The organism is Herbaspirillum sp. C7C2 (assembly GCF_022627865.1).
GTDB classification, from domain to species: domain Bacteria; phylum Pseudomonadota; class Gammaproteobacteria; order Burkholderiales; family Burkholderiaceae_D; genus Herbaspirillum; species Herbaspirillum frisingense.
This window is the reverse complement of sequence record NZ_JABXGI010000016.1, coordinates 42,729-67,674: the sequence shown is the minus strand read 5'-3', so window position 1 is coordinate 67,674 and position 24,946 is coordinate 42,729. Positions and strand designations below refer to the sequence as shown.

The window sequence follows — 24,946 nt, the reverse complement described above, 5'->3', positions numbered from 1 at the left end:
CACATTGACAGTAAGGATTTGAAGAATAGTGCACTGCACCCAATAGTTCAATGAAAATAATTAGGGTCTGAGTGCAATTTTAACCCCTAGAAATTTCATGATTTTTTAATTAGGGACAGAGTTATTGCGAACGAGTGCAAGTCGTTGATAAGAAAAGAGAATTTTTAATGACTACGCATCCTGGGTTGCCGCCGCGTCTTCGTCGTCGATGACCACCCGCGCGTTGGCAGGCCGGCCACGCTTGGCTGGACTGACGCGTCGATGGGTCTGGCGCTCCAGGCCCTGCTTGAAATCTTCCGAGCCCAGCGCCCAACCCTTGAGCGTGGCATCGGTGATGCGCTCCACTTCGGCTCGCGCCAGCCCATCTTCGGTGAGCTGTCGATAGGCGATCTCGCGATCGAAAGGAGTGTTGCCAATCGACCAATATTGGGGATGGTCGGTGATCAGGCCATCCTGCTTGGCGCCGATGTGATGCATGTAGCTGGACCACGGGTACTCCCCGGGGCTGGCCACCAGGCCATTGCGCACGGGGTTGAGCTCGATGTAACGGCAGACGGCGAGCAGGTAGAGCTCGGCGTCGATGACGGTGGCGCGATAGCGCCCCTGCCACAGCGTGCCACTGCGCCCATGCTTCTGGTTGAAATAGGGAACATAGTGGCGCCCTATCCATTGCATCATCCGTGCCAGGCCCTGGTCATCGGCAGGCGTAGCCAGCAGGTGCAGGTGATCCGGCATCAGCACGTAGGCATGTACCGCCACCTTGAATTGCCGCGCAGCATCCTTGAGCCAGCCCAGGAAAGCCTGGTGATCGTCGGCATCGCGGAAGATGACCAGACCGTCATGACCGCGTTGGATAATGTGATGAGGCTGGTTGGGAACGACGAGACGGGGAAGGCGGGCCATGGCGAACGCTGCAAACCGGTAGGGAGGAGGCGCTATTCTAATGCACTCCGTCCCCAATAAAAGCACGTTGCCGAATCGGCATGACCGAATTGCAAAAATCCGGAATCATCTCGAACGGTGACGAGCATAAAAAAACCGGCCAGATTGCTCCAGCCGGTCAAGCCCCACGTTGATCTGTCTGCAAGTGTCGTTAGCTGGCGCTCTTTTCCTTACCTCTGGTCATCACCAGGCTGGCGATGATGGAAATCAGCAGGATGGCGCCCACGATGGACAGCGACACCAGCACCGGCACGTGGAACCAGTAGGCCAGCAACATCTTGCCGCCCACGAACAGGAGCACCAGGGCCAGGCCGTACTTGAGCAGGTGGAAGCGCTCTGCCGAATCAGCCAGCAGGAAGTACAGCGCCCGCAAACCCATGATGGCGAACATGTTCGACGTGAAGACGATGAACGGATCCTTGGTAATGGCGAAGATGGCCGGGATGCTGTCCACCGCGAAGATCACGTCGGAAATTTCGATCAGCAGCAGGACCAGCATCAGCGGGGTGAAATAGCGCACGCCATTGATGCGGGTGGTGAACTTTTCACCGTCGTAGTCGTTGCTGATCTTCATATGGCCACGCAACCAGCGCAGCAGCGGATTGTCGCCCAGGTCGGCTTCCTTGTCGGCGAAGATCAGCATCTTCACGCCGGTGAAGACCAGGAAGGCACCGAAGACGTACAGGATCCAGCTGAACTGCGCGATCATCCAGGCACCCAGCAGGATCATCACGGCACGCATGACGATGGCACCCACCACGCCGTACAGCAGCACGCGGCGCTGCATCTCGGGCGGCACGGCGAAGTAGCTGAAGATCATCAGGAAGACGAAGATGTTGTCGACCGACAGCGCCTTCTCGATCAGGTAGCCGGAGAGGAATTCGGCACCCTTCTGGTTGGCGAATTCACGGCCGACGTTGGCATCCAGGTACCACCACATCAGGCCGGCGAACAGGAAGGCCAGCGACACCCAGCCCAGCGACCAGCCCAGTGCCTCCTTGGGAGTGACGCGGTGGGCATGGCGGCCGCCGAGGGCGAACATGTCCAGCGCCAGCATGCCCAGCACGAATACGATGAAACCGCCCCACATGGGCAGGCTTGCGAAACTCTCTACGCCGTTCACGATAGACCTCTCTCTTCTTTTCTATTTTCTGACTGCATTGATGCGTGATGGGTGGCCGGACTCAGTCGAAATCGAAGATCTCGCCGAGGAAGCCCTTTTTCCTGCGCTTGTGATCATGACCGTAGCTGCCGTGGTCATGGCGAGTGCCATGGCCGAAGCGCGGGTCGTAGCCCGGCGGCTGCGGCTGCTGTGGCATAGGCACGCGTACTTGCTGCGGCACCGGTGCTGCCGCCGTCATCTGGCTGGCTGCAGAGCGCTCGATCAGTTTGTCCAGCTCGCCGCGATCAAGCCATACACCGCGGCATTGTGGGCAGTAATCGATCTCGATGCCCTGGCGCTCCGAGATCAGCAGGTTGTGAGATGTACAGACGGGACATTTCATCAGGCTTCTCCTTGATGTCAGTGATGGCAACTGCGGCAGACATGTTGATAACTCATGTTCACACCGGACAAGGCGCTACTTTAGGCCAAAGCCTGATGAATGAAAATTCGAATATTCTGAGATAATCCATCGGAAAAACCGAAGTATTGAAAGCGGGAGTTCCACATGGCCAGCCTCAACTACAAGCATCTGCACTACTTCTGGACGGTCGCCAAGAGCGGTGGCGTGGCACGCGCTGGCGAACGGCTGCACCTGACGGCGCAGACCATCAGCGGCCAGATCAGCCTGTTCGAGGAAAGCCTGGGCTACAAGCTCTTCAAGCGGGTGGGCCGGCGGCTGGAGCTCAACGATGAGGGGCGCATGGTGTTCGATTATGCCGAACGCATCTTCAGCCTGGGCGAAGAACTGGAAGAAGCGCTGCGCCTGCGCCCTGGCGGACGCGCCCTGCAGTTACGCGTCGGGGTGGCCGACGCGGTGCCCAAGGCGATTGCCTACCTGCTGCTGGAAAGCGCACTGGCGATGCCGGATCCGATCCGCATCATCTGCCGCGAAGGCAAGCTCGACGTGCTCCTGGCTGACCTCGCCATCCACAAGCTGGACATCATCATTGCCGATAGCCCCATGCCGCCCAATGTAGACGTGCGCGGCTACCACCACCTGCTGGGAGAGTGCGACACCAGCTTCTTCGCCACGCCCGAGCTGGCCCGGCGCTATCGCAAGGATTTCCCGCGCAGTTTCGATGGTGCGCCCTTCCTGATGCCCGGCGAGGACGCCGCCGTCAGGCCGCGCCTGCTGCGCTGGTTCGAAAAGGAAAAGATCCGCCCGCAGATCAGCGGCGAATTCGACGACGGTGCGCTGCTGCTGGCCTTCGGCGACGCCGGCGCCGGCATCTTTGCCGCACCGTCCGCCATCGCCGCGCAGATCCGCAAGCAGTACGGACTGGTGGAAATCGGCAGGACCGATGCCATCCGCGAACAGTTCTATGCCATCTCGGTGGAGCGCAGACTGACGCATCCTGCGGTGCTGGCCATCCAGTCGGCCGCACGCGGCAACCTGCTGGTCGGCAGCGCGGGCAGCACGTCCGAAGAGCCACCTGCACGGCGCAAAGCCACAACGGCCGCAGGTGGGCGCCGGGGCTGAACCTGGAAGGTCAAGCAGACAAGAATCACCACGAAGAAATCGGCAACGGTGAGCATATGCACTCACCAAACATCACAGGCCTTACACAAACCGCCCATCACTTTGGTACAAGGCTAATTGTCACGGTCGCGCCACGTCAGAAAAACCGGAGGGACAAAAGAAAAACCCCACGTCCCTTGCGAGCCGTGGGGTAAATCCCATTCTCGGGGGGGAGAATGGAGGGGGAACTTCAATATAGGGAAATCAATGTGCCGTCGCAGCGGTTTTTACAAATGGTTACACCCTCTTCATATGCTGCACAGCACTACATATTTGCATCAATTCATATGATCAAATATATCAAACACTCGCCATAAGTAAAGAACGCAACGCCAGGAAGGACGCGGAGTAGCGATCCCGTCTACTGATCAGATAAGTGGTGACACGACCATCTCGGCCCAGCGAATGGGTAGCAAATCCATGAGGTTCCATCTGCATTGCAATCACCGAGCGCGGCACCACCGCCACGCCGGCCCCGGCCGCCACGCACGCCAGGATGGCGTGATAGGACGCCAGTTCCAGCGTACGCACCGGCACACCACCGCGACCATGGGTGGCAAACCAGGTCTGCGCGTGGCGGCGATAGGCGCAGCCTTGCTCGAAGACGATCAGCGTGTCCAGCGTGACATCCTCCGGTGAACGCACGCGGCGATGGCTGCGCGGTGTCACCAGCATGAGTTCTTCCTTGAACAACGGCGTGGCATCGAAGGCCGGATCATCCAGATGACCGGCCACCAGTGCAGCATCAAGCTTGCAGGCGCGGACCTGGGCCACCAGCACGTCAGTGGGCGCGGTGGAGAGCTCCAGACGCACTTCCGGCCAGCGTTGGTGGAATTCGGCCAGGGGCGTCGGCAACCGGCTGGCAGCAGTGCTTTCCATCGACCCGATGCGCAGCCGACCGCGCGGGCTCTGCGGAGCGACAGCGTGGCGAGCCTCCTGCACCAGATCGAGGATGCGCTCGGCGTAATCCAGCAGCGCCTCGCCAGCCGCGGTCAGGACCAGGCGCCGGCGGTCGCGGACGAACAGCGGCACGCCCATGGACTCCTCCAGTTGCTTGATGCGCGTAGTCACATTCGACTGCACCCGGTTCAGGCGCTCGGCCGCCCGGGTCACGCCGCCCTCAGCCACCACGGTGCGGAAAATCTCCAGTTCAGCCAGTTCCATGCGGTTCTCTTGCCTTTTCCTGTGTTCTCGAAAAAAGATGAAGTCATTCTAATTATTCATTTTTTCGAATGACCGGAAAACGATAGCATAGACACCTGTCCCTGACACTCCCCCCATCCATCGATCACCGCCATGACCGCCCTCCCTCCCTCCGCCCGCCCCCTCGCCACCCCATCCCGCCACGGCATGGCATGGAAGGTCTGCCTGTCGGGCATGGTGGCGCTGTCGGTGGCGATGGGGATCGGTCGCTTCGCCTTCACGCCGCTGCTACCGATGATGCTGCACGAGGGTAGCCTGTCACTGCAGATGGGCGGCTGGCTGGCCACGGCCAACTACCTGGGTTATTTCGCTGGCGCCATGCTGTGCGCCTTCCATCGCAGCAAACGCGGCGTGGCAATGCTGCGCGGCGGGCTGGTGGTGACCATCCTGCTTACCCTGGGCATGGGTGTGCTGCATCAGGACTGGGCCTGGTTGTGGATGCGCTTTCTCTCCGGCGTAGCCAGCGCCTACGTATTCGTCTATACCGCCGGCTGGTGCCTGCAGCAGCTGACACAACTGGGCCGGCCGGAACTGGGCGGGGTCATTTTCTGCGGCCCCGGCCTGGGGATCGCCATCACCGGGCTACTTTCCGGCCCCATGATCGCGGCCGGCTGGCTGGCCGCGGGCGGCTGGATCGCCTTTGGCGTCATAGCACTGGCCCTGACGGCAGTCGTCTGGAAATCCTTCAGCTTCGATGCCGGGCGCGGCCTGAGCGTGCACTGCGACCCGCTCCATGGCGAGGCATCCAAGGCCGTCGAGAGCACCCAGCAGAAACGCGAAGTGCTGGTGCAGGTGATCGCCTATGGCATCGCCGGCTTCGGCTACATCATCACCGCCACCTTCCTGCCCGTGATCGCGCGCCAGGCGCTGCCGGGCTCGGCCTGGCCGGACTACTTCTGGCCCATCTTCGGCCTGTCGGTCGCGCTGGGCGCCTTCAGCGCCACCCGCTTGTCGGTACAGGGCGATCAGCGCCTGCTGCTGACCGGCGCCTACCTGATGCAGGCGGCCGGGGTGTTACTGTCGATCCTCTTCCCCAATGCGCTGGGTTTCGCGCTGAGCTGCCTGTTGCTGGGCCTGCCCTTCACCGCCATCACCCTGTTCGGCATGCGCGAGGCGCGCCGCCTGCGCAAGGAACAGGCCAGCAGCCTGATGGCCCTGATGACGGCCGCCTACGGCATCGGCCAGATTGCCGGACCGCCGCTGGCCACCGCGCTGGTGCACGGCAGCGGGTCCTTCACGCCTTCGCTGTGCGTGGCGGCGGCCACCTTGCTGATCGGTGCCTGGCTGTATTACCGCCTGACGCGCAGCCATCCGTTGCCACGCCAGAGCGCCTGAATGAAAAACGCCCGCGACATCCATTGTCGCGGGCGCACTCCTGCCGCATTGCCGATCAGCGGAACGCCGGTTCCGCAAAGCTGCGCAGCTTGCGGCTGTGGACCTGTTCGATACCATTGTTGCGCAACAGCTCCAGCGCGCGGATACCGATCTGCAGGTGCTGTGCCACGCGCTGCTCGTAGAAGGTATTGGCCATGCCGGGCAGCTTGATCTCGCCGTGCAGCGGCTTGTCCGACACGCATAGCAAGGTGCCATAAGGAACCCGGAAGCGGAAGCCGTTGGCCGCAACAGTGGCGCTTTCCATGTCCAGCGCAATGGCGCGACTCTGCGAAAAACGCAGCAGCGGCATGCGGTGGTCACGCAACTCCCAGTTGCGATCATCGACCGAGGCCACGGTACCGGTGCGCATGATGCGCTTCAATTCATAACCTTCCAGCCGGGTGATGCTGGCCACTGCATCCTGCAGCGCCAGTTGCACTTCGGCCAGCGCCGGAATCGGCACCCACAGCGGCAGGTCGTCATCGAGCACGTGGTCATCGCGTACATAGGCGTGCGCCAGCACATAATCCCCCATCCGCTGCGACGCCGACAGCCCGGCGCAATGTCCCAGCATCAGCCAGCCGTGCGGACGCAGCACCGCCACGTGGTCGGTGACCGTCTTGGCATTGGAAGGACCGACACCGATGTTGACCAGCGTGATACCACTGCCATCGGCCCGCTGCAGGTGATAGGCCGGCATCTGCGGCTGGCGTGCCGGTGCCACGCCGGAAGCGGCACGCGTCTCCAGGCCCTCCTGGTTGGCGCTCCAGGTGGTGACATTGCCGGGCTCCACGAAAGCGGTGTACTGACGCCGATAGGCCAGCTCCTCCGGATCGTCGGTCGGCTCCATCAGGCGCCGTCCGAGGCGCACGAACTCATCGACGTAGAAGGCATAGTTGGTGAACAGCACATAGCGCTGGAACTGGTCCGGCGAGGTCGCCGTGTAATGGCGCAGGCGATGCAGTGAATAGTCGATGCGCGGCCCGGTGAACAAGGCCAGCGGATGCACACCCTCGCGCCAGGCGCCGTTGTCCACCTCGTAGCTACCGTTGGCGATGCGATCGTCCATGGTCGCCAGGTCCGGCAGATCGAAGTAGTCGGGCAAGGTACGCAGGTGCTCAGGGTCGAGACTGCCCTCGACGTGTATGCCCTCGGGGAAGGCGAAATGTACCGGAATGGGCATGTCGCTCACACCGATTTCCAGTGGCACCTCATGGTTCTGCAGCACCAGCTTGAACTGCGCCAGCAGGTACTGGTGGAACAACTGCGGTCGCGTCAGCGTGGTCTCGTAACAGCCAGGGCCGGCCACGAAGCCGAAGGACTGGCGGGTATCGGTATGGGTGGATTTTTCGGTGGTGATGCGCACGAAGGGATAGCAGGCGCGCACCCGCTGCGACATGCCCTGCCCGCTGGAGAACTGGCGGAAGGCATCGCGCAGGATGGCGGTGTTGTGCTCATAGATCTCCAGCACGCGTGCGTAGGCGGCTTCGGGATTGGTGAATTTTTCTGTGGCAAACATCGTGTTCTCCATCATTGCCGCGCGCCGCGCCGGTGTGGGGTCGAACTGCGCTGGAGCGGCGCGGCCGGTCTGGCCGGTCATTCATCGAAACAACTTGTGCGCAGCACCATCTTACCTGAGAGCGGCGCGTTTCATGCAGCACGCAGCAGGCTGCGATGAGGCGGCACAACGGCCGGCTTGTCCGCCTTTCCGACCGGCGCATTCGGTGATATCTTCCAAGCTCTTCGCTGCGGTTTACTTAATTTCCCCCGTCATCCCCCGACCTTTGCCGCAGACCTGCGGCACGTGTGTACAGCGATCCGTCAGCGCGCTGTCAGTTGCGAGTCATTCTGCCCGCCTGACAACCTTCAAAGCAGCCATTTTGCACGAAACTTGCATTCCATCCCCTCACAAAGCCTTTTGCGATGCGGCTTTCTCACCGCGTAAAAAATCCTTTGATCGTCACGCGAGCCGGTGCTATCGTGTCGGCGCTTTTGCCGTGATGACAATACGCAGCCAGCCTGTGTCCTTCCCGGTGAAGCAAGCCAATAAAACTAACAAAAATCCGCTCAGAGAAATCCGTACAACCACAGCTACCGAGGTACACATGCTCATCAGAAAATTCTTCCAGCAGATGCTGGTCCTGCTCTGCCTGGCCGCAGCCGCCGCTGCACAGGCCCAAACCCTGCCCAACGTGGTCATCCTGGCCACCGGCGGCACCATCGCCGGCACCGGCGCCACCAGTACCACCACGGTTGGCTACACCGCCGCCAAGGTCGGCGTGGATGCGCTCATCGCCGCTGTCCCTGAACTCAAGAAGGTCGCCAACGTGCGCGGCGAGCAGGTCATGCAGATCGCCAGCGAGAACATGAACAACGACGCCTGGCTCAAGCTGGCCAAGCGCGTCAACACTCTGCTGGCACAGAGCGACGTCGACGGTATCGTGATCACCCACGGCACCGACACCATCGAAGAAACCGCCTACTTCCTCGACCTGGTGGTCAAGAGCAAGAAGCCAGTGGTGATCGTGGGCGCCATGCGTCCGTCCACCGCCATCAGCGCCGATGGTCCGATCAACCTGTACAACGCCGTGCTGCTGGCCGGCTCCAAGGAAGCCGTCGGCAAGGGCGTGCTGGTGACCCTGAACGACCAGATCAACGCCGGTCGTGAAGTCACCAAGACCAACACCTCCACGATGGACACCTTCAAGACGCCGGAACTGGGCTTCCTGGGTTACATCCAGGGTAGCAAGCCCTACTTCTACCGCCAGTCCACCCGCAAGAACACGGTCGACACCCCGTTCGACATCATGAACCTGGACAAGCTGCCGCAAGTGGACATCGTCTATGGCTACGCCAACATGAACCCGATCGCGCTCAACGCCTTCGTCGCTGCAGGTGCGCAAGGCATCATCCACGCCGGCGTGGGTGATGGCAGCCTGAACAACACCGTGCTGCCGTCCCTGAGCGAAGCACGCAAGAAGGGCGTGGTCATCGTGCGTTCCAGCCGCGTCGGCCAGGGCATCGTGGCGCGCAATGGCGAAGCTGACGACGACAAGCTGGACTTCGTCGTCTCCGACACCCTGAACCCGCAGAAGGCGCGCATCCTGCTGATGCTGGCCTTGACCAAGACCACCGACAGCAAGGAAATCCAGAAGATGTTCTGGGAATACTGATCCGGCCTGCGGCGTCAGTCTTACGCATTACTGCACTACCCGCCCGCTGCCCGCCCTGTGCGCAGCGGGCTTTTTCTTGGCCGGAACCAAGCTCGTCAGGCAAGACTCTGTAGAGTTTCCAAAGAGATCGGAGAACCGCCCATGCCCAGCCGCCGACATTTCCTTACCGCCTCCGGCGCAGCCGCCGCACTGGCCGCCCTGGGCCTGCCACCACAGGCGCTGGCCGCGCAGTCCATGAAGATGGGCCCGGCCCAGACCTTCAGCTTCGACCAGCTCATCACGCGCGCCCGCGACATGGCCAGGACGCCCTACCAGGCGCCGCCGGCGGTGCCCGCCGCGGTGCTGGACCAGATCGACTACGAAGCCCACGGCAAGATCCATTTCAAGTCCGATTACGCCGTCTTCGCCGACGGTCCTGGCCCGTTCCCGCTGACCTTCTTCCATCTCGGCAAGTTCTTCCGCGTCCCGGTGCGCATGTTCGTGCTGGATGGCCCGGGTAATGCATCCGCCCCAGGCTCCACTCCCACTCCCACGCCCACCCGTGCCCGCGAACTGCTGTATCGCGACGACTACTTCGACATGCCGGCCGACAGCCCGGCCCACCGCCTCCCGGCCGGCAGCGGCTTTGCCGGCTTCCGCTTCCAGGAAAGCCGCCTGACCGACCAGCAGGCCAAGGACTGGCGCACGAACGACTGGGTGGCTTTCCTCGGCGCGTCCTACTTCCGCGCCATCGGCGACCTCTATCAATATGGCCTGTCGGCACGCGGCATTGCCATCGACGTCGCACAAGCCGACCGCCCCGAGGAATTCCCCGATTTCACGCAATTCTTCTTCGAGCCACCTGTACCGGGCAGCGATACCGTCGTGGTCTATGCCCTGCTGGATGGCCCCAGCATCACCGGCGCCTATCGCTTCACTCTGCAGCGCGGTGCCGGCGTAACCATGGAGGTGGACAAGGCACTGTTCCTGCGCCGCGACGTCGCGCGCCTGGGCCTGGCACCGCTGACCTCGATGTACTGGTTCTCCGAAACCGTGAAGGGTAGCGGCGTGGACTGGCGACCTGAGGTGCATGACTCGGACGGCCTGGCGATCTGGACCGGTGCCGGCGAACACCTCTGGCGGCCCCTGAACAATCCGCCCCGCACCAGCGCCTCGGCCTTCGCCGACCAGCAGCTGCGCGGCTTCGGTCTGTTGCAGCGCGACCGCAATGTCGACCATTACCTGGACGGCGTGCATTACGAGCGCCGCCCCAGCCTGTGGGTGGAACCGCAAGGGGACTGGGGCCAGGGCGAGGTACAACTGATCGAACTGCGCACCGATGACGAAATCCACGACAACATCGTCGCCATGTGGGTGCCGAAAACTCCTGCGCGGGCCGGCGCCAGCTATCGGCTGCGTTACCGCCTCCACTGGCAGCAGGAAGAGCCCTTCCCGACGGCGCTGGCGCGCTGCGTGGCGACCCGCCTGGGACGCGGCGGCCAGCCCGGCCAGGCACGCCCGGCGCAGGTCCGCAAGTTCATGGTCGAGTTCAAGGGCAAGCCGCTGGAAGGCCTGCCCTTCGGCGTGAAACCGGAAGCCGTCATCACCGCCTCCAGAGGCAACATTTCCTATGTCTACACCGAGGCCCTGCCCAACGACGTACCCGGCCACTGGCGCGCCCAGTTCGACCTGACGGCAGCGGGCGAGGAACCGGTCGAACTGCGTCTATTCCTGCGACACGACGGACAGGCACTCAGCGAGACCTGGCTGTTCCAGTACCATCCCTTCACTTCCAGGGAAGTGTATTGAGACAGTTTTTTCCTTTCCAAGAAAAAAGATTTGTACTTTTCAGAAAAGCTCCTTATAATCTCGTTCTTTCGCGGCTGTAGCTCAGCTGGATAGAGTACTTGGCTACGAACCAAGGGGTCGTGGGTTCGATTCCTGCCAGCCGCACCATATGTAGTAAAAAAAGGGTCCATCGCAAGATGGGCCCTTTTTTGTTTCTTTTATTGTTTCTCTTTTTGTTGATCCTTCCCGGGCAGCACCTCGCTGCTGCAACCTGCTGCAACCGGTCCCAGCTCAGCCACAATCTCTCCCGCTCACCGACGAGCGTTTGCGCCATCGTCCGACATGCGCGGCCCAGCCAGCTGGAGATAATCAATGCTCCGTTCATTCTCTGGAGGAGCCGCCGTGAAAAAGACTTCCCTGTTCATGCTCGCTGCAGGTTCGCTGGCCATGCTGGCCTGCGCCAAGCCGGTAAAGCGCCAGTTCGACGAAATCAACCGACGCCGGATGGCCGAGGCCGAAGGAAAAAGCGAGACCGAATCCGGCATGCCCAGCGTCATGGGTGAGCAGGACATGCAACCCGTCGCGCAAGAAAGCAGCATGGTGGCGGATGGCACGCAACAGCATGTCCCTGCGCCCGTCAGCACCACATCGGTTCAGCCGCTGGAGCAGCCGCCACGCAAGGATGGGGATTTCGCGCCGCCGGTGGGTGCCTGAGCGTTTCCGTTTCTCGCGGCGCACCTCGCCGCCTTCCATGGATGTATCACCACGGAAGAAAGCGGCCGAACATGCTGCACGACTTCAGTGCTCTCCGCGCGCCCGCCTCTCTCTCTGAGTCTGCCCCAGCACCAGCACAAAGAACACCGGCACGAACAACACCGCCAGCACCGTGGCAGTGACCATGCCGCCGAATACGCCGGTGCCGATCGCGCGTTGGGTCTCCGCACTGGCGCCTGAGGCCAGCATCAGCGGTACCACACCCAGCGCAAAGGCCAGCGAGGTCATCAGGATGGGACGCAAACGCAGCACGGCCGCCCGGATCGCCGCGTCCGCCAGTCCCGCGCCCTCGGCCCGCAGCTGCCGCGCAAACTCCACGATGAGGATGGCATTCTTGGCAGACAGGCCGATGACGGTGATCAGACCCACCTTGAAGAAGACGTCATTGGGCATCTCCCGCAACATCACCGCCGCCACTGCACCGACCAGCCCCAGCGGCACCACCAGCATGACCGACAACGGAATACGCCAGCTCTCGTACAGGGCGGCCAGCACCAGGAACACCACCAGCATGGACAAGGCCATCAGCATCGGTGCCTGCGCCGCTGACAGACGCTCCAGCAGGGATTGGCCAGTCCACGCCACGGCGAAACCAGGCGGGAGCTGCCGGGCCAGGCGCTCCATCTCGGCCATGGCCTCGCCACTGGCCACGCCAGCTGCGGCGCTGCCGGCAATGCGTACTGCAGGAAAGCCCTGGTAGCGCTGCAGCTGCGTCGGCTGTTCTTGCCAGGATGCCTTCACGACTTCACCCAACGGCAGCATCCCGCCATTCTGGTTGCGGACGTACAGCTTCATCACGTCCTCGATCTGCATGCGCGCACCAGCCTCGGCCTGCAGGATGACCTGTTGCATGCGGCCGGCATTGGGGAAGTCATTGATGTAGAAGGAGCCCATGGCCGCCGACAGTGTATCGCTGATGCTGGCGAAGGAAACCCCGAATGCGGCCGCCTTGTGACGGTCGATATCGAGCTGCAGGCTGGCTCCCGGCGGCAATCCGTCTGAATAGACGCCGGCCAGCTTGTCGCTCCTGGCCGCCAGCGCCAGCAATTGCGCTTCGGCAGCCTTGAGGGCGGCATAACCCTGATTGGCGCGATCCTGCAGACGCATGGCGAAACCGGAGGAGTTCCCCAGCTCTTCGATGGCCGGTGGTAGCAGGCTCATCACCATGCCATCGACGCTGCGTTCCATGGCGCCCTGGGCGGCGATGGCTTCGGCGGTAGCGGTGGAACCCTTGCGTTGCTTCCAGTCCTTGAGTTCGGTAAAGGCCATGGCCGCGTTCGGGCCGGAGCCGGAAAATCCGAATCCCAGTACCGAAAGGTTGGCGCCGATATCCTCGCGGGTCTGCAGGTAACGCTCGAACTGATCGACGGCACGGCCAGTGCGCTCGCTGGTGGCATCGGCCGGCAACTGGAAGGAGGTCATGAAGTAACCCTGATCCTCTTCTGGCAGGAAAGCCGAGGGCAAGGCCCGCAAACCGAGCACCAGCAGTAGGCACAGCGCCACGTACATCAGCATCATGCGCAGCCCTCGTGCGATCAGGCGCGCCAATGCGGATTCATAGCGTGCGGTGAGACGATGGAAGGCCCGGTTGAACGCCCCAAAGAAGCCGCGCTTTTCATGATGCCCCGGTGCCACCGGCTTGAGCAGGGTGGCGCACAAGGCAGGCGTCAGGCTCAGCGCCAGCAAGGCCGAGAACAGGATGGACACGGCCATGGCCAGCGCGAACTGGCGATAGATCACGCCCACCGAGCCCCCTGCCAGCGCCATCGGAATGAAGACTGCGGTCAGTACCAGCGTGATGCCGACGATGGCCCCGGTAATCTCGCGCATGGCCTTGATGGTGGCCTCGCGTGGCGCCAGACCTTCCTGCGCCATGATGCGCTCCACATTTTCCACCACCACGATGGCGTCATCGACAATGATGCCGATGGCCAGCACCATCCCGAACATGGTGAGCACATTGACCGAATAGCCGGCCACCAGCATCACCGCCAGCGTACCCAAAAGCGCAATGGGCGCGACGATGGCCGGGATGACGGTATAGCGCACGTTCTGCAGGAACAGGTACATCACAAGGAACACCAGCACCATGGCCTCGATCAGGGTCTGCACCACCTTCTGGATGGAGACCTTGACGAAGGGCGCGGTGTTATAGGGCAGAGAGAACGCCATACCTGCCGGCAGGCTGGGGCGCAGTTCTTCCATGCGTGCCTGGATGGCGGCCGCGGTGCGCACCGCATTGGCACCCGGAGCGAGCTGCACCGCCGCCACGCCGGCAGGCTTGCCGTCTTCGCGATTGGAGAAGGCGTAGGATTGCGCCCCCAGTTCCACCCGCGCCACATCCCCCAGCAACACGCGCGAACCATCGGTCTTTGCCTTGAGCACGATGGCGGCAAACTGCGCCGGCGACTGCAATTGCCCCTGTACCGTGAGCGGCACGGCGATCTGCTGGCCCGGCACGGCAGGCGAATCCCCCAGGCGACCGGGTGCGATCTGTGCATTCTGCTGGCTCACTGCAGTACTGATGTCGGTAACGGTCAGGCCGAAGGCATTGAGCTTGAAGGGATCGATCCAGATGCGCATGGCCTGCTCGGCACCGAACAGCTGGACACGTCCGACGCCTTCCACGCGGCGCAATTCCTCCACGATATTGCGTGCCAGATAGTCGCTCAGTCGGACTTCGTCGTAGCGGCCATCGGTCGAGGTCAGGCTTACCATCAGGAGGAAGCCCGAAGCCGCAGATTCCACCGTCACGCCATTCTGGCGCACGGTCTGCGGCAGCCGCGCTTCGATGGCCTTGAGCTTGTTCTGCACATCCACCTGGGCCAGTTCCGGATCGGTACCGGGCTTGAAGGTAACGCTGATCTGGGCGCTGCCCGAGGTATCGGCGGAGGACTCGAAATAGAGCAGGTTCTTGACGCCCGACAGTTCGCGTTCGATCAGGCTGATCACGCCATCGTTCATGGTCTGAGGCGTTGCACCCGGATAGGTGGCGTTGATCGAGACCGTGGGCGGCGCCACCGAGGGATAGCGCGCAATGGGCAACTGGCTCATGGCAATCACGCCAAACAGCACGATGAACAGGGCGACCACCCAGGCGAAGATGGGACGGTCGATAAAGAAGCGGGGCATGCAAGAACTCCATCAGTCTGGCTCGGTAGCTGACGGCAGGCTTAACGACAACGGCATTTTTGCCGTGCCACGCCAGCCGACAGTACAATCGCGAGCGAAGGCGGAGTCTGGGCGATGAGCGTGAGGATTGCGCGATACAACGATGGAGTTTCGATGGAGAAGGAAAGATGCCGACAGCACCGCATAGCGTGAGCGAACCGGGCCTGGCGCCCGCGGCGCCGGCCACCGGCGCGCTGGTACTGATCGCCGAGGACGCGCCCGAGATCGCTGACATCCTGGCCGCCTACCTGGCCCGCAGCGGCATACGCAGCGTGCATGCGGGCGACGGCGTACGGGCGCTGGAGCTGCATCTCGCCCACAAACCGGATCTGGTGCTGCTGGACATCCAGATGCCGCAGCTCAATGGCTGGCAGGTGCTGGCGCAGATTCGCCAGCGTGACCAGACTCCAGTCATCATGCTCACCGCCCTGGACCAGGACGTGGACAAGCTCACCGGCCTGCGCATCGGCGCAGACGACTACGTGGTCAAGCCCTTCAATCCGGCCGAGGTGGTGGCCCGGGTCGAGGCAGTCCTGCGCCGCAGCCAGCCACGTGATGAGCGCGATGACCGGCGCATCCTGCGGGTCCCGCCCTTCGTGATCGACTTCGAGCAGCACGAGGCCGTGGCCGAGATTGACGGGACTTCGCATGCGCTGGTGCTCACGCTCACCGAATTCAAGCTGCTGGCGCAACTGGCGCGCTCGCCACGGCGCGTGTTCAGTCGCGCCGAACTGCTGGCCTCCTGCCTGCCGGAGGGCGATACGCTGGAGCGCACCGTCGACAGCCATGTCAGCAAACTGCGCAAGAAACTGGAAGACCTGGGCATCGCCGGTATCCCGGTCAGCATTCGCGGGGTGGGTTATCGTTTCCAGCAAGGTAGCTGATACCGTGGAGGCGCACTCGTGAAGCCCGGCGTCGATCTACTGGCACTATGGCGCGGCAAGGGCCTGGCACGGCAGATCATCAGTTCGGTGGCGATCCTGGCGCTGACCATCATGCTGATGGTCTTGCTGGGCTCGTATGCCTTCTATTCGACCATGTTCATCTTCCTGCCCAGCGCCCTGTCGGCGCCGGACAGCTGGTTGCCCTCGCCGGCCGAGTGGGGCTGGATCGCCGGTACCACGCTGCTGGGCCTGGGAATTGCGATCTGGGTGGCCATGCGCCTGGCGCGCCGTATTCTGACGCCGCTCAATTCAGTGGCCACCAGCCTGCGCCGCGTGGCACAGGGCGATCTGGCGGCCCGGGCGGGAGCGCAACGACAGCCGCTGGATGAAGCCTCGCAGCTGATCAGCGACTTCAATGCCATGGCCGAGCGGCTGGAGCGGGTACAGCAGGAACGCATCTTCTGGAACGCCGCGATCGCCCACGAACTGCGCACGCCGGTGACCATCCTGCGCGGTCGATTGCAGGGTCTTTCCGATGGCGTGTTCCCGCCTGAACCGGCGCTCTTTTCCAGCCTGCTGGTGCAAGTCGAGGGACTGGCGCGGTTGATCGAGGACTTGCGCATCGTCGGCCTGGCCGAAAGTGGACACCTGCGCATACAGCTGCAGCAGGTGGACCTGCAACAGGAAATCGGCACCGTGCTGACGGCCTGCGAATCGGCGCTACAGGACAAGGGATTCGCCGTCACGCTCGAAATCGCACTGCAGCGCACGGTCTGCGATCCGGTGCGCATCCGCCAGGCACTGCTGGCGTTGCTGGAGAATGTCCTGCAGCACGCCGCGCCCGGCCGCTTGCGCATCAGCACCGCGAGCAGCGCGGACCAACATTGCCTGCGCGTGGAGGACTGCGGCCCGGGCCTGGCGGCTACCGATGCGGCGATGATCTTCGACGCCTTTCAGCGTGGCCCGCGCAGCGACGACGCCCAGCACCGTGGCAGCGGCCTGGGGCTGGCAGTGGTCAGGGCTATTGCCAGCGCGCATCACGGTACCGCCGACTGCCGGCCCTCGCCACTGGGCGGCACCTGCTTTGAAGTCCGCTGGCCTCATTGAGCATTGATGTGTATATTTTCCCCAGCAGGACGCATGAAGCGAAGTTCACAATAAATTCAGCGGACCACGGGGGGACCCCATGCGCAGACCGAACTCGATGTCGATACTCGCCATCAGCTTGCTGCTTTGCTCGCTGGCGGCATCGGCGTGGTCGGAGACCCTGACGACCATCACGCTGGGCTTCACCGGCCGCCTTTCCGAACCGATTACGCAGAGCGCCCTGCAGGGTGCGCAACTGGCCATCGACGACGCCAACGCGATGGCCATTCGGCGTCGCTCGCCACTGCGCTTGCAACTGCTGCCGCAGGATGACCACGGCAACGAAAATTTCGCCATCAACATCGCCCGTTATTACATCAAGGAAAACGTGGCCGGCGTCGTCGGCCCGTGGAGCAGCGATGCTGCATTGGCCACCGCCGCAATCTACGAAAACGCAGGCATCCCGCAGATCGGATTTACCGCCACCAGCAGCCAGTGGACCAGCATGGGCCACCGCATGCCGTTCCGGGTGGTCGGTGGCACGCGGGAACTGTCCTCCGCATTGGCCGAGGTTGCCAGCCGCTCGCTGGCGGGGCAGCGGGTCTTCGTGATCCAGAACGATTCGGCCTACAGCAATGCCTTGGCCGATGCAGTGATGGAAAGGCTGGCCGCGACGGCGCCAGGCATCGCGCTGGGGCGCATCCAGGTCGCGCGTCGGACCACCGACTTCCATGTGGCGATGCAGGCGGCGATGCAGCATGACGCTGATGTGATCGTGTTCCTGGCCCTCTACCCGCAGGCGCGCGCATTCATCGATGCCGCCCGCCGTTCGGGATCAAAAGCACGCATTCTGCTCACGGGAGGTGCCAGCAACCTGGAGCTGGCATCGCAGCCCGAACCACGGCTGCATGTGCTGGAATTCGAAATCGCACGGGACTATTGTCCGCAATGGAAAAAGGTCGCCCAAGCCTATCGCAGCAAATTCGATGCCGCGCCGACCACCTACTCCTTCTATGCCTATGATGCGGCCAGCGTACTTGGTGCGGCCATCCTGCAGACCGGCAGCGGCGATGGCCGCAGGATCGCGGTGGCGTTACACCAGTTGCGTCATCCCGGACTGCATGGACTGATCAGCTTTGCCCCCAACGGAGCAAGGGCCAATCCGCGCTATACCCTGTTCCGGCATGACGGCCGCTGGCAACCGGTGGAATTCTTCCCGGCTGGCAGCGGCCGTCATGAGCCTTGCGTGTGATGCCTGCCATCACGCACCCAGCAGGCGCGACATGGTTTCCGAAGGCCGACAGCGCGTGTCAGGACGGCTGGACAAGACCTCAAAATCTAATCCGGCGCCCGATGAATGAGCCTTTCCGATGCTGCCATACGTCGCTTGAGGAAGGCCCATAACAGTAACAATAGTGACACACCTATGAGAGTCATTATCCGGGCAGGCCACAGATGTGGTGCGGTGAATTGTTCCTCCATTCGGTAATTACCCGCAGGCAGTTGCCACGCTCTAAATCCGCCCGCCTCCAGGGCCGTCAATTGAATCGGCTTATCCGCAGATTGGCAATCGATGCACTGTAGCGTGGCGGCCCAACCGTCCCAGAAAATTTCGTTTTCGACCACAAGAGCTGGCTCTGCCAGACTAAAGTGGAACTCTTCACTAGAAGTGCCGCTTTTAATGCAGGTAGCGTCGACGCGGACGGCGCTGCTCAGGTCCAGCGTTCCAGCTTGTGAAGATGGGCGGCCCGGCAATGCCATCATCGTCCACTCTTTTTGCGCAAAATTGCGGCTAACGTCCGACTTGAGTATGGCCACGTGTCGAGCGAGCTTAAGGGGTCCCGAATAGTCACGCATGAAATACTGACCGGTGTAATAGCCGTTCCACGGGAATACTTCTTCGTTATGGGAAACCTCCCTGCGCGCCGTTCGGCATTGTTCCGAACGGAGGGCAGCCATCAGCTGCGACCTCGTTTCCGAGAACTTTCCTGCATGGGCTTCGACCCATGGAACACCATCATTCGGGTGCGCCAGGAAATAACGCTGGTCCCAATGCACCCCGCTCCAATTGAACACGCTGGCTGCTGCCATCAGGACAGGTAGCAGCCAGCGCCCAGGCCCCGGCAAGAGCCACAGCGCTACCGCAGCCAAACCGAACGGCAAGGATAGTGCCACCAGAACCGGTAACTGACCGTGCGCCGGTACGGTATAGAGATACCAGACGTATCTGGCGCCTAGCAGCAGCAATCCCAGGCCCGCCAAGTGCGGAAGAAACACGCGAATGCGGGCGCTGAGAGGGGCAAGAATCAAAAGTGCGATGACGAGCAACAGCAAACTTCTTGTGGACAATAGCACCACGCCGAACAGATAGTTCAGCGCCAGAAGAAATAAGGCCCCCACCGCGACCAGGCCGGACACGAACATCCACTGTCCGGGCCAGGAGGGAATACACCTGACCAACATCAGCAAAGATATTGCAGCGATGGCACAAATCGCTTGAACGACATATTCCATATGCCATAGGGTCCAGTCGGCAATGGCAAGCTCGTCGAAGAAATAGGTCCCGCCAATCAAGAGGAGTGCCACGGGCAGCAGTGGCAGCATTCGACGTGCCTGCGCTCGGGTATCCTGCAACGCGGCGCATGCCACCAGAACGATCGCTAAACCGATGATGCCGCGATAATCGGCCATCACGAAGCGGCTGACCCCCAGCGGCGGAATCAGTCTGGCCAGCAATGGATGTAGCAAACCACTGGCGATCAGAATGGCTAGCACCATCGACACCACTGGCCACTTCATCATGGGTCGCCAGCGCAATAGACCTAGCAGAAAAAGAGTTATCGCGGGAATCCCTACAAATACCGAACGCATCGATTGATCATGGTGCAACAAGCGATCATTGGTAATTGGGAAGATCAGCGATAGCATATCGCTCGTCACCAGATAGTCGTACTGCATGCTACCGACCTCGACGGATCGCGCGATTTCCCGTGCATCCAGAAAGGCCGGGAGTAGCGTCAACCCGGAAAGCAAGGTACCAACCAGCATGGCCGACCCGATGAGAAGCCCGACAGTACCTACCTCCTTTTCAAGGAGCGTCCTGACCAGGGTGACACTACCAAGCACGAAAAAGACCGCTAGCGTCGCGCCAGGATAAGCGCCTGTCCATTGCATGAATATCCAGAGCGGCAGCAGCACTATTGCTATCCAGTTTAGCCTGGACATGGCACGCCAGTTCATGAACACAGGCATGCACAACCATGGCAGAAAAGCGAAAGAACGGATGATGTCAGGGTGCTGCGCATTGGAGTAGAAACCGCCAAATCCCTGATAGAACACACCCGCGAGGATGGCCTGCCACCACTTCATTCCGCAAGTCGGTGCACAAACGGCAGCACCTACCGCACCCAGATATACATGGGCAATCTGCAGCAGCTTCGCCACTTCGAAGCTATAGGCCACGCCTAACCAAGAGAGCAAGCGGATGGGCAGATAGTCAAACCCGCTTTGCAGGTTCATGTAAGTAGGGTAGCCCATGCCCTGGAAAGGAATCCAGGAGGTATCCTTACCCACCCTTGCGACCTCGACCAGGTAATAAGGTACTGCCTGGTAAGTCAGCAGAAAATCGTTAGGAAAAATGCCGTTAGCGGAAAAGTGACGCCAGAAGTACAAGCCATTCTGTAACGCTAGGATCACCAGCATCAGCAACCATGGCAACACCACTCTTGCCGTCCGCCCGCTACCCGCCCGCCGCAATGCCTCACGAATCCTGATAAGGTGGTGATGGGCATTGATCAGCATGAGGACGATAGAGAAGGTAGTGATTGGAACAAGCAGTCATCCCATCCGGAGCAGGCCGGGATCACCCACCGGCATTCGCCTTGTGTAACAAGATGAGCTTGGAAAGAAGATATGTCATCGGCAGCACGGCTGCGGTGACCAACAAAGGCGCCCAGTTGCTTGAGATACCCAATGATTCCACCAGTACGTGGAGAAGTAGTGCACTGGCGATGTACTGGGCACCGTATACCAGCGGAAAGGCGAGAAAACGTCGCCAGGAAAGTGGTACGCGGAATACCAGTAGCGAATTGAGAAGATAGGAAAACACCACACCGGCTACATAAGCGAGCAAATATGCTTGCTGGTACGGGAGAAGCAGCTTCAGCACGAGATAAGTCGCATAGCTGAATCCGGTATTGATCAGGCCACCGATTAAGAACTTGATCCAGTATTTGCCACGTGGGATCAAGATATCTCGTCCTTCGGTGAGACCGTCTGCAAAAAACTCTCATAATCGCGAATGTAATCCTGGGCATCGTAGCTATCGGACGCGAACACCAGCAAGACTGCATCGCTGGAATACTTGTACTGGGTTCCCCAGGTCAGGGGCGGCAAATAAATGCCCAGATCCGGCGAATCTAGCAGCACCTCGATGCGGGAGCGGCCATCGTCAGCCACCACCGAACAGCTACCTTTCACGCAGATCAGGAACTGGCGGCACTTATGATGGGCGTGCTCGCCCCGAGTCTTTTCACTCGGGACGTTGTAAACCAGAAAATAGCGGCTGGGAACGAAGGGAATGTCCACCGGGAACTCGCCCACTGACAAGTCACCACGAATGTCTGAAACCTGTTTAAGCCGGTGAAGCGTCACACCCTTGACGTCTAGCGCGACAACTCGGTCCCTCTCTGAAGGCATCTCGACCCGGTCTTCCTCGCGGGGTTGCTCGCCAGCATCGACATAGCCGGTGATACGCGCCGGGCAGCCAGTAACGACAGCATAAGGCGGGACCGACTTGGTGACTACCGCACCTGCCCCGACCAGGGCGCCACGACCGATATGCACGCCTGGCAGGATCGTGGCACCGCCACCGATGGAGGCGCCGCGTTCCAGCGTGGTTTCGACAAAGCGCTCGGGATAGACTTTGGAGCGCGGGAACTTGTCGTTGGTGAAAGTTACGTTGGGGCCGATAAACACATCGTCCTCGACCCGGATGCCGTCCCATAAGTAAACGCCAGACTTAATTGTGACGCGATCTCCAATGGTGACATCGTTTTCGATGAAACAATGGGCGTTGATGTTCACGTCCCTGCCGATCCTGGCTCCTGCAAGGATTACCACATATTGCCATATGGTGGTATCTGTACCGATTTGGCTTGTCTGTACATCGGCGCTGGGATGGATTTTCATTTGGCATCCTGGTCTTGGGAGGCGTGCGGCGAAACGAGATGGCGCGCTATGATAGCCAGGGGACGCTTCTTGGTGTTTTCATAAGCGCGCCAAGCATAGGTGCCAACAATGCCTATTCCCAGAGTATTGAGCGCGCCGAAGAACAGCACGGCGATGATAATGGTGGCGTAGCCGGGAACTGTGATGCTCCCCAGCAGGTGACCAACCATCACCATCAAGGCCAGCAACACAGAAAAAATACAGCCAGTGAGGCCGAGCCGAACCAGCAAACGCACCGGATAGTCAGTGAAGGCAAAGATGCTGTCGAGCATGTAATCGACCTTCTTCTTGAAAGTCCAGCCGGACACTCCTTCTTGCCTTTCAAGTCGTTTGTACTCGAAAAGTTTCCGACGAAAACCCAGCCAGAAAATCAGCGCCACCAAGGACGACCTCGACTCTTCCAATCGCAGCAACTGGTCGCGGAAGACGCGATTGCATCCGAAGATGTCCACGCCACCCGGCGGCATCTCCGGCAACACCAGCTTGCGATACAAAGACCAGAAAACGTGAGAGGGAATGCGCGAGGACAGGGGATCCTCACGTGCAGCCCTGTTACCGAGGGCAACGTCGCACTCATCGGTGGCCAGTGAGGCGAAGAAGGACAACAGCAACTCGGGGGGCTCTTGCAGATCGGCGGCCATAACTGCGAAGAACTCCCCTTTGGCGATGCTCAAACCACTGCGAATTGCGGCAAACGAACCAAAATTACGGGAGTGCCCCACCAGTTGCGCGCTGAAAGGTAGCTCGGGCAATCGCTGTTCCAGCAACATGAATGAGCGATCAGGACTGCCATCGACTACGAACACGACCTCGAGACTATGCTCAAGCTGAGTATCGAGATCAGCCAGTGCGGTCAGCAAACGAGGAATGGATTCCTCGTTTTTATAGACCGGAATGATGACGGAGTACTTCAGGCTACCCATGCGTTGATTCCATCAATCACGAGGTCCACCTGTTCATCGGTCATCTCCGGATAGCAGGGCAAGGTCAGGATATCGGTGGCCAATTGCTCCGTATCAGGCAAGGAAACTTCCGAATAGGTCGCACCAAAGACTGGCTGACGATGGTCCGGCAGGGGGTAGTGGATCTCGGCGGCAATGTCCAGTCCGCGCAAATGGGCGCGCAGAGCATCGCGTTCGGGGCAGCGGACGACAAAAAGGTGCGCAACGTAATCTTCGCCAGTCCACGACGGCAGGCTGACCCTGGGATGCTTGATAGCATCGGAGTAGCGCTGTGCAATGTGGCGGCGACGCGCATTGGTGGCATCTAGCAAAGGGAGGAATTCCGACAACACAGCCGCTTGCATCTCGTCAAGCCGACTATTGCGAGCGTGGGCACGGCTGACCTGATATTTCTGAGCCCAACCGTATTGACGCAGACTGCGGGCAACAGCGGCAACTTCGTCCGACGCTGTGGCGATGGCACCACCATCTCCAAGAGCACCGAGATTTTTGGTAGGGTAAAAACTGAAACTGGAGGCAGCACCGAAGCTTCCGACCTTGCGCCCGTTGATTCTGGCGCCATGCGCCTGAGCACAGTCTTCGAAGAGACGCACCCCGGCGGCGTTACACAGACGTGCGACTTCTTCAATATCGGCCACAGCACGCCCGTAGAGATGGGTGACTATTACCGCGTCTATTCCGAGCGCAATGACTCGTTCAACTTCCTCCAGGGCTACATTATGGGTATCCGGAGCGACATCCATAAAGCAAGGTTCAGCACCGATCGCCAGAATTGCCGTCGTGCTATACATGCCGGCATTGGCCACAGTTGCAATTTTGCTTCCCTTTTTCATACCGATGGCACGCAGGCCAAGTTCGATGGCGTCGGTGCCGTTGGCCACCGTAACGCAATGCGACAGCCCAAGGTAGGCAGAAAAAGCCTGCTCGAATTGCGCCACCTCAGGCCCTAGAACGAACCATCCTCGCGCGACCACGCGCTGCAAGGCCGCATTAATAAGCGCTTCATGAGCGCGAGTTCGCGCCAACAGGTCGTTGATGAGCATAGTGAGCCATGAAGAAAGACAATCCGGCAACTGAAGTCGAAATTCTTCCCCGACTGTAAAGTTTGCTTACAAATTGCCTACGAATTTAAACATTGGACTATATCACTGAGGCCTTGACAGAGAAAGTGGTCGCTAGTCCCTCCTGCAGCAATCCAGCGGCAGTCCCCGGAGTCCTCGTTGGCTGGCAGCGGCTTACGGCACCTTGACATTTGACCCGAGCATCACGCTCCGAGCAGACGCGACATGGTTTCAGCGAAAACGACGATGAGTCCGACGAGCATGGTGTTCTCCTTGTAGTAGTGGGCGATCAGCCGCCGAAGAGGCGGGACATGGTGTCAGCGAAAACGACGATCAGTCCGATGAGCATGGTGTTCTCCTTGTAGTAGTGGGCGATCAGCCGCCGAAGAGGCGGGACATGGTGTCAGCGAAGACGACGATGAGTCCGACGAGCATGGTGTTCTCCTTGTAGTAGTGGGCAATCAGCCGCCGAAGAGGCGGGACATGGTGTCAGCGAAAACGACGATGAGTCCGACGAGCATGGTGTTCTCCTTGTAGTAGCGGCCAATCAGCCGCCGAAGATGTGGGACATGGTTTCAGCGAAGGCGATGATGAGTCCGATAAGCATGGTGTTCTCCTTGATCTGGTGGGTTGGGG

Annotated in this window: 19 protein-coding genes and 1 tRNA gene; 9 read left to right on the top strand and 11 right to left on the bottom strand. The window is 60.9% G+C overall.

The genetic code is table 11. The features are described from left to right. Positions 1–171: 171 nt before the first annotated feature. The 3 genes from HWE04_RS18125 to HWE04_RS18115 form a co-directional block, all read right to left on the bottom strand. A complete protein-coding gene (locus HWE04_RS18125) occupies positions 172–903 on the bottom strand; it encodes an REP-associated tyrosine transposase (RefSeq protein WP_241813285.1) in 732 nt (243 codons plus the stop codon). Between the two features lie 190 nt (positions 904–1,093). Continuing rightward, entirely contained in the window at positions 1,094–2,065 is a 972-nt protein-coding gene (locus HWE04_RS18120; protein ID WP_039877220.1) for a TerC family protein, read from the bottom strand. A gap of 61 nt (positions 2,066–2,126) precedes the next feature. Beyond that, positions 2,127–2,447: a TFIIB-type zinc ribbon-containing protein gene (locus tag HWE04_RS18115; protein ID WP_077235955.1), complete on the bottom strand. Its 321-nt coding sequence runs from the start codon at positions 2,445–2,447 to the stop codon at positions 2,127–2,129. A gap of 165 nt (positions 2,448–2,612) precedes the next feature. Between HWE04_RS18115 and nhaR the strand changes: the two genes are divergently transcribed. Further along, the gene (nhaR, locus tag HWE04_RS18110) at positions 2,613–3,587 is read left to right on the top strand and encodes a transcriptional activator NhaR (protein ID WP_241813284.1); all 975 of its coding nucleotides are present in this window, start codon (positions 2,613–2,615) and stop codon (positions 3,585–3,587) included. 339 nt (positions 3,588–3,926) lie between these two features. Here nhaR and HWE04_RS18105 read toward each other — a convergent pair whose 3' ends face one another. After that, positions 3,927–4,790 (bottom strand): LysR substrate-binding domain-containing protein, encoded by an 864-nt coding sequence (locus HWE04_RS18105; protein ID WP_006465617.1) that lies wholly within the window; start codon positions 4,788–4,790, stop codon positions 3,927–3,929. 132 nt (positions 4,791–4,922) lie between these two features. Between HWE04_RS18105 and HWE04_RS18100 the strand changes: the two genes are divergently transcribed. Then, positions 4,923–6,164 (top strand): YbfB/YjiJ family MFS transporter, encoded by a 1,242-nt coding sequence (locus HWE04_RS18100; RefSeq protein WP_241813283.1) that lies wholly within the window; start codon positions 4,923–4,925, stop codon positions 6,162–6,164. A 55-nt stretch (positions 6,165–6,219) separates the two neighbouring features. On the opposite strand, the gene HWE04_RS18095 is transcribed toward HWE04_RS18100, so the two are convergent. Then, the gene (locus tag HWE04_RS18095; RefSeq protein ID WP_077235958.1) at positions 6,220–7,722 is read right to left on the bottom strand and encodes an AMP nucleosidase; all 1,503 of its coding nucleotides are present in this window, start codon (positions 7,720–7,722) and stop codon (positions 6,220–6,222) included. Between the two features lie 586 nt (positions 7,723–8,308). Here HWE04_RS18095 and HWE04_RS18090 point away from each other — a divergent pair. From HWE04_RS18090 to HWE04_RS18075, 4 genes are all read left to right on the top strand, one after another. Then, positions 8,309–9,376, top strand: coding sequence for a type II asparaginase (locus tag HWE04_RS18090; RefSeq protein ID WP_241813282.1), 1,068 nt, complete (start codon positions 8,309–8,311; stop codon positions 9,374–9,376). A 141-nt stretch (positions 9,377–9,517) separates the two neighbouring features. Next, entirely contained in the window at positions 9,518–11,164 is a 1,647-nt protein-coding gene (locus tag HWE04_RS18085; protein ID WP_241813281.1) for a glucan biosynthesis protein, read from the top strand. Positions 11,165–11,234: 70 nt separating this feature from the next. Continuing rightward, positions 11,235–11,311 (top strand) — tRNA-Arg (locus HWE04_RS18080). A 234-nt stretch (positions 11,312–11,545) separates the two neighbouring features. Then, positions 11,546–11,857, top strand: a complete 312-nt coding sequence (locus HWE04_RS18075; protein WP_241813280.1) for a hypothetical protein — start codon at positions 11,546–11,548, stop codon at positions 11,855–11,857. A gap of 84 nt (positions 11,858–11,941) precedes the next feature. On the opposite strand, the gene HWE04_RS18070 is transcribed toward HWE04_RS18075, so the two are convergent. Next, positions 11,942–15,049, bottom strand: coding sequence for a multidrug efflux RND transporter permease subunit (locus HWE04_RS18070; RefSeq protein ID WP_241813279.1), 3,108 nt, complete (start codon positions 15,047–15,049; stop codon positions 11,942–11,944). A 167-nt stretch (positions 15,050–15,216) separates the two neighbouring features. On the opposite strand from HWE04_RS18070, the gene HWE04_RS18065 reads away from it, so the two are divergent. The 3 genes from HWE04_RS18065 to HWE04_RS18055 all read left to right on the top strand — a co-directional run bounded on the left by HWE04_RS18065 (position 15,217) and on the right by HWE04_RS18055 (position 18,310). Continuing rightward, the gene (locus HWE04_RS18065; RefSeq protein WP_241813278.1) at positions 15,217–15,972 is read left to right on the top strand and encodes a response regulator; all 756 of its coding nucleotides are present in this window, start codon (positions 15,217–15,219) and stop codon (positions 15,970–15,972) included. A gap of 18 nt (positions 15,973–15,990) precedes the next feature. Next, positions 15,991–17,079: an ATP-binding protein gene (locus HWE04_RS18060; RefSeq protein ID WP_241813277.1), complete on the top strand. Its 1,089-nt coding sequence runs from the start codon at positions 15,991–15,993 to the stop codon at positions 17,077–17,079. 79 nt (positions 17,080–17,158) lie between these two features. After that, a complete protein-coding gene (locus tag HWE04_RS18055) occupies positions 17,159–18,310 on the top strand; it encodes a branched-chain amino acid ABC transporter substrate-binding protein (protein WP_241813276.1) in 1,152 nt (383 codons plus the stop codon). A gap of 86 nt (positions 18,311–18,396) precedes the next feature. Here HWE04_RS18055 and HWE04_RS18050 read toward each other — a convergent pair whose 3' ends face one another. The 5 genes from HWE04_RS18050 to HWE04_RS18030 form a co-directional block, all read right to left on the bottom strand. Further along, positions 18,397–20,859 (bottom strand): hypothetical protein, encoded by a 2,463-nt coding sequence (locus HWE04_RS18050; RefSeq protein WP_241813275.1) that lies wholly within the window; start codon positions 20,857–20,859, stop codon positions 18,397–18,399. 61 nt (positions 20,860–20,920) lie between these two features. Continuing rightward, positions 20,921–21,307: a GtrA family protein gene (locus HWE04_RS18045; RefSeq protein ID WP_006465576.1), complete on the bottom strand. Its 387-nt coding sequence runs from the start codon at positions 21,305–21,307 to the stop codon at positions 20,921–20,923. Next, positions 21,304–22,248: a WxcM-like domain-containing protein gene (locus tag HWE04_RS18040; RefSeq protein WP_006465577.1), complete on the bottom strand. Its 945-nt coding sequence runs from the start codon at positions 22,246–22,248 to the stop codon at positions 21,304–21,306. The genes HWE04_RS18045 and HWE04_RS18040 overlap by 4 nt, the downstream gene beginning before the upstream one ends. Beyond that, complete coding sequence (locus tag HWE04_RS18035; protein ID WP_006465578.1) at positions 22,245–23,210, bottom strand: glycosyltransferase family 2 protein; 966 nt, start codon at positions 23,208–23,210, stop codon at positions 22,245–22,247. The genes HWE04_RS18040 and HWE04_RS18035 overlap by 4 nt, the downstream gene beginning before the upstream one ends. Beyond that, on the bottom strand, positions 23,198–24,292 hold the full coding sequence (locus HWE04_RS18030) for a DegT/DnrJ/EryC1/StrS family aminotransferase (RefSeq protein WP_241813274.1): 1,095 nt from the start codon (positions 24,290–24,292) through the stop codon (positions 23,198–23,200). The genes HWE04_RS18035 and HWE04_RS18030 overlap by 13 nt, the downstream gene beginning before the upstream one ends. Between the last annotated feature and the right edge of the window lie 654 nt (positions 24,293–24,946).

Bases quoted from the DNA above. Each gene is read 5' to 3' on its own strand.
- HWE04_RS18125 (WP_241813285.1), bottom strand. From the start codon at position 903: ATGGCCCGCCTTCCCCGTCTCGTCGTTCCCAACCAGCCTCATCACATT.
- HWE04_RS18100 (WP_241813283.1), top strand. From the start codon at position 4,923: ATGACCGCCCTCCCTCCCTCCGCCCGCCCCCTCGCCACCCCATCCCGC.
- HWE04_RS18040 (WP_006465577.1), bottom strand. From the start codon at position 22,248: ATGAAAATCCATCCCAGCGCCGATGTACAGACAAGCCAAATCGGTACA.
- HWE04_RS18085 (WP_241813281.1), top strand. From the start codon at position 9,518: ATGCCCAGCCGCCGACATTTCCTTACCGCCTCCGGCGCAGCCGCCGCA.
- HWE04_RS18035 (WP_006465578.1), bottom strand. From the start codon at position 23,210: ATGGGTAGCCTGAAGTACTCCGTCATCATTCCGGTCTATAAAAACGAG.
- HWE04_RS18055 (WP_241813276.1), top strand. From the start codon at position 17,159: ATGCGCAGACCGAACTCGATGTCGATACTCGCCATCAGCTTGCTGCTT.
- HWE04_RS18090 (WP_241813282.1), top strand. From the start codon at position 8,309: ATGCTCATCAGAAAATTCTTCCAGCAGATGCTGGTCCTGCTCTGCCTG.
- HWE04_RS18065 (WP_241813278.1), top strand. From the start codon at position 15,217: ATGCCGACAGCACCGCATAGCGTGAGCGAACCGGGCCTGGCGCCCGCG.
- nhaR (WP_241813284.1), top strand. From the start codon at position 2,613: ATGGCCAGCCTCAACTACAAGCATCTGCACTACTTCTGGACGGTCGCC.
- HWE04_RS18115 (WP_077235955.1), bottom strand. From the start codon at position 2,447: ATGAAATGTCCCGTCTGTACATCTCACAACCTGCTGATCTCGGAGCGC.
- HWE04_RS18095 (WP_077235958.1), bottom strand. From the start codon at position 7,722: ATGTTTGCCACAGAAAAATTCACCAATCCCGAAGCCGCCTACGCACGC.
- HWE04_RS18070 (WP_241813279.1), bottom strand. From the start codon at position 15,049: ATGCCCCGCTTCTTTATCGACCGTCCCATCTTCGCCTGGGTGGTCGCC.
- HWE04_RS18030 (WP_241813274.1), bottom strand. From the start codon at position 24,292: ATGCTCATCAACGACCTGTTGGCGCGAACTCGCGCTCATGAAGCGCTT.
- HWE04_RS18105 (WP_006465617.1), bottom strand. From the start codon at position 4,790: ATGGAACTGGCTGAACTGGAGATTTTCCGCACCGTGGTGGCTGAGGGC.
- HWE04_RS18050 (WP_241813275.1), bottom strand. From the start codon at position 20,859: ATGCTGATCAATGCCCATCACCACCTTATCAGGATTCGTGAGGCATTG.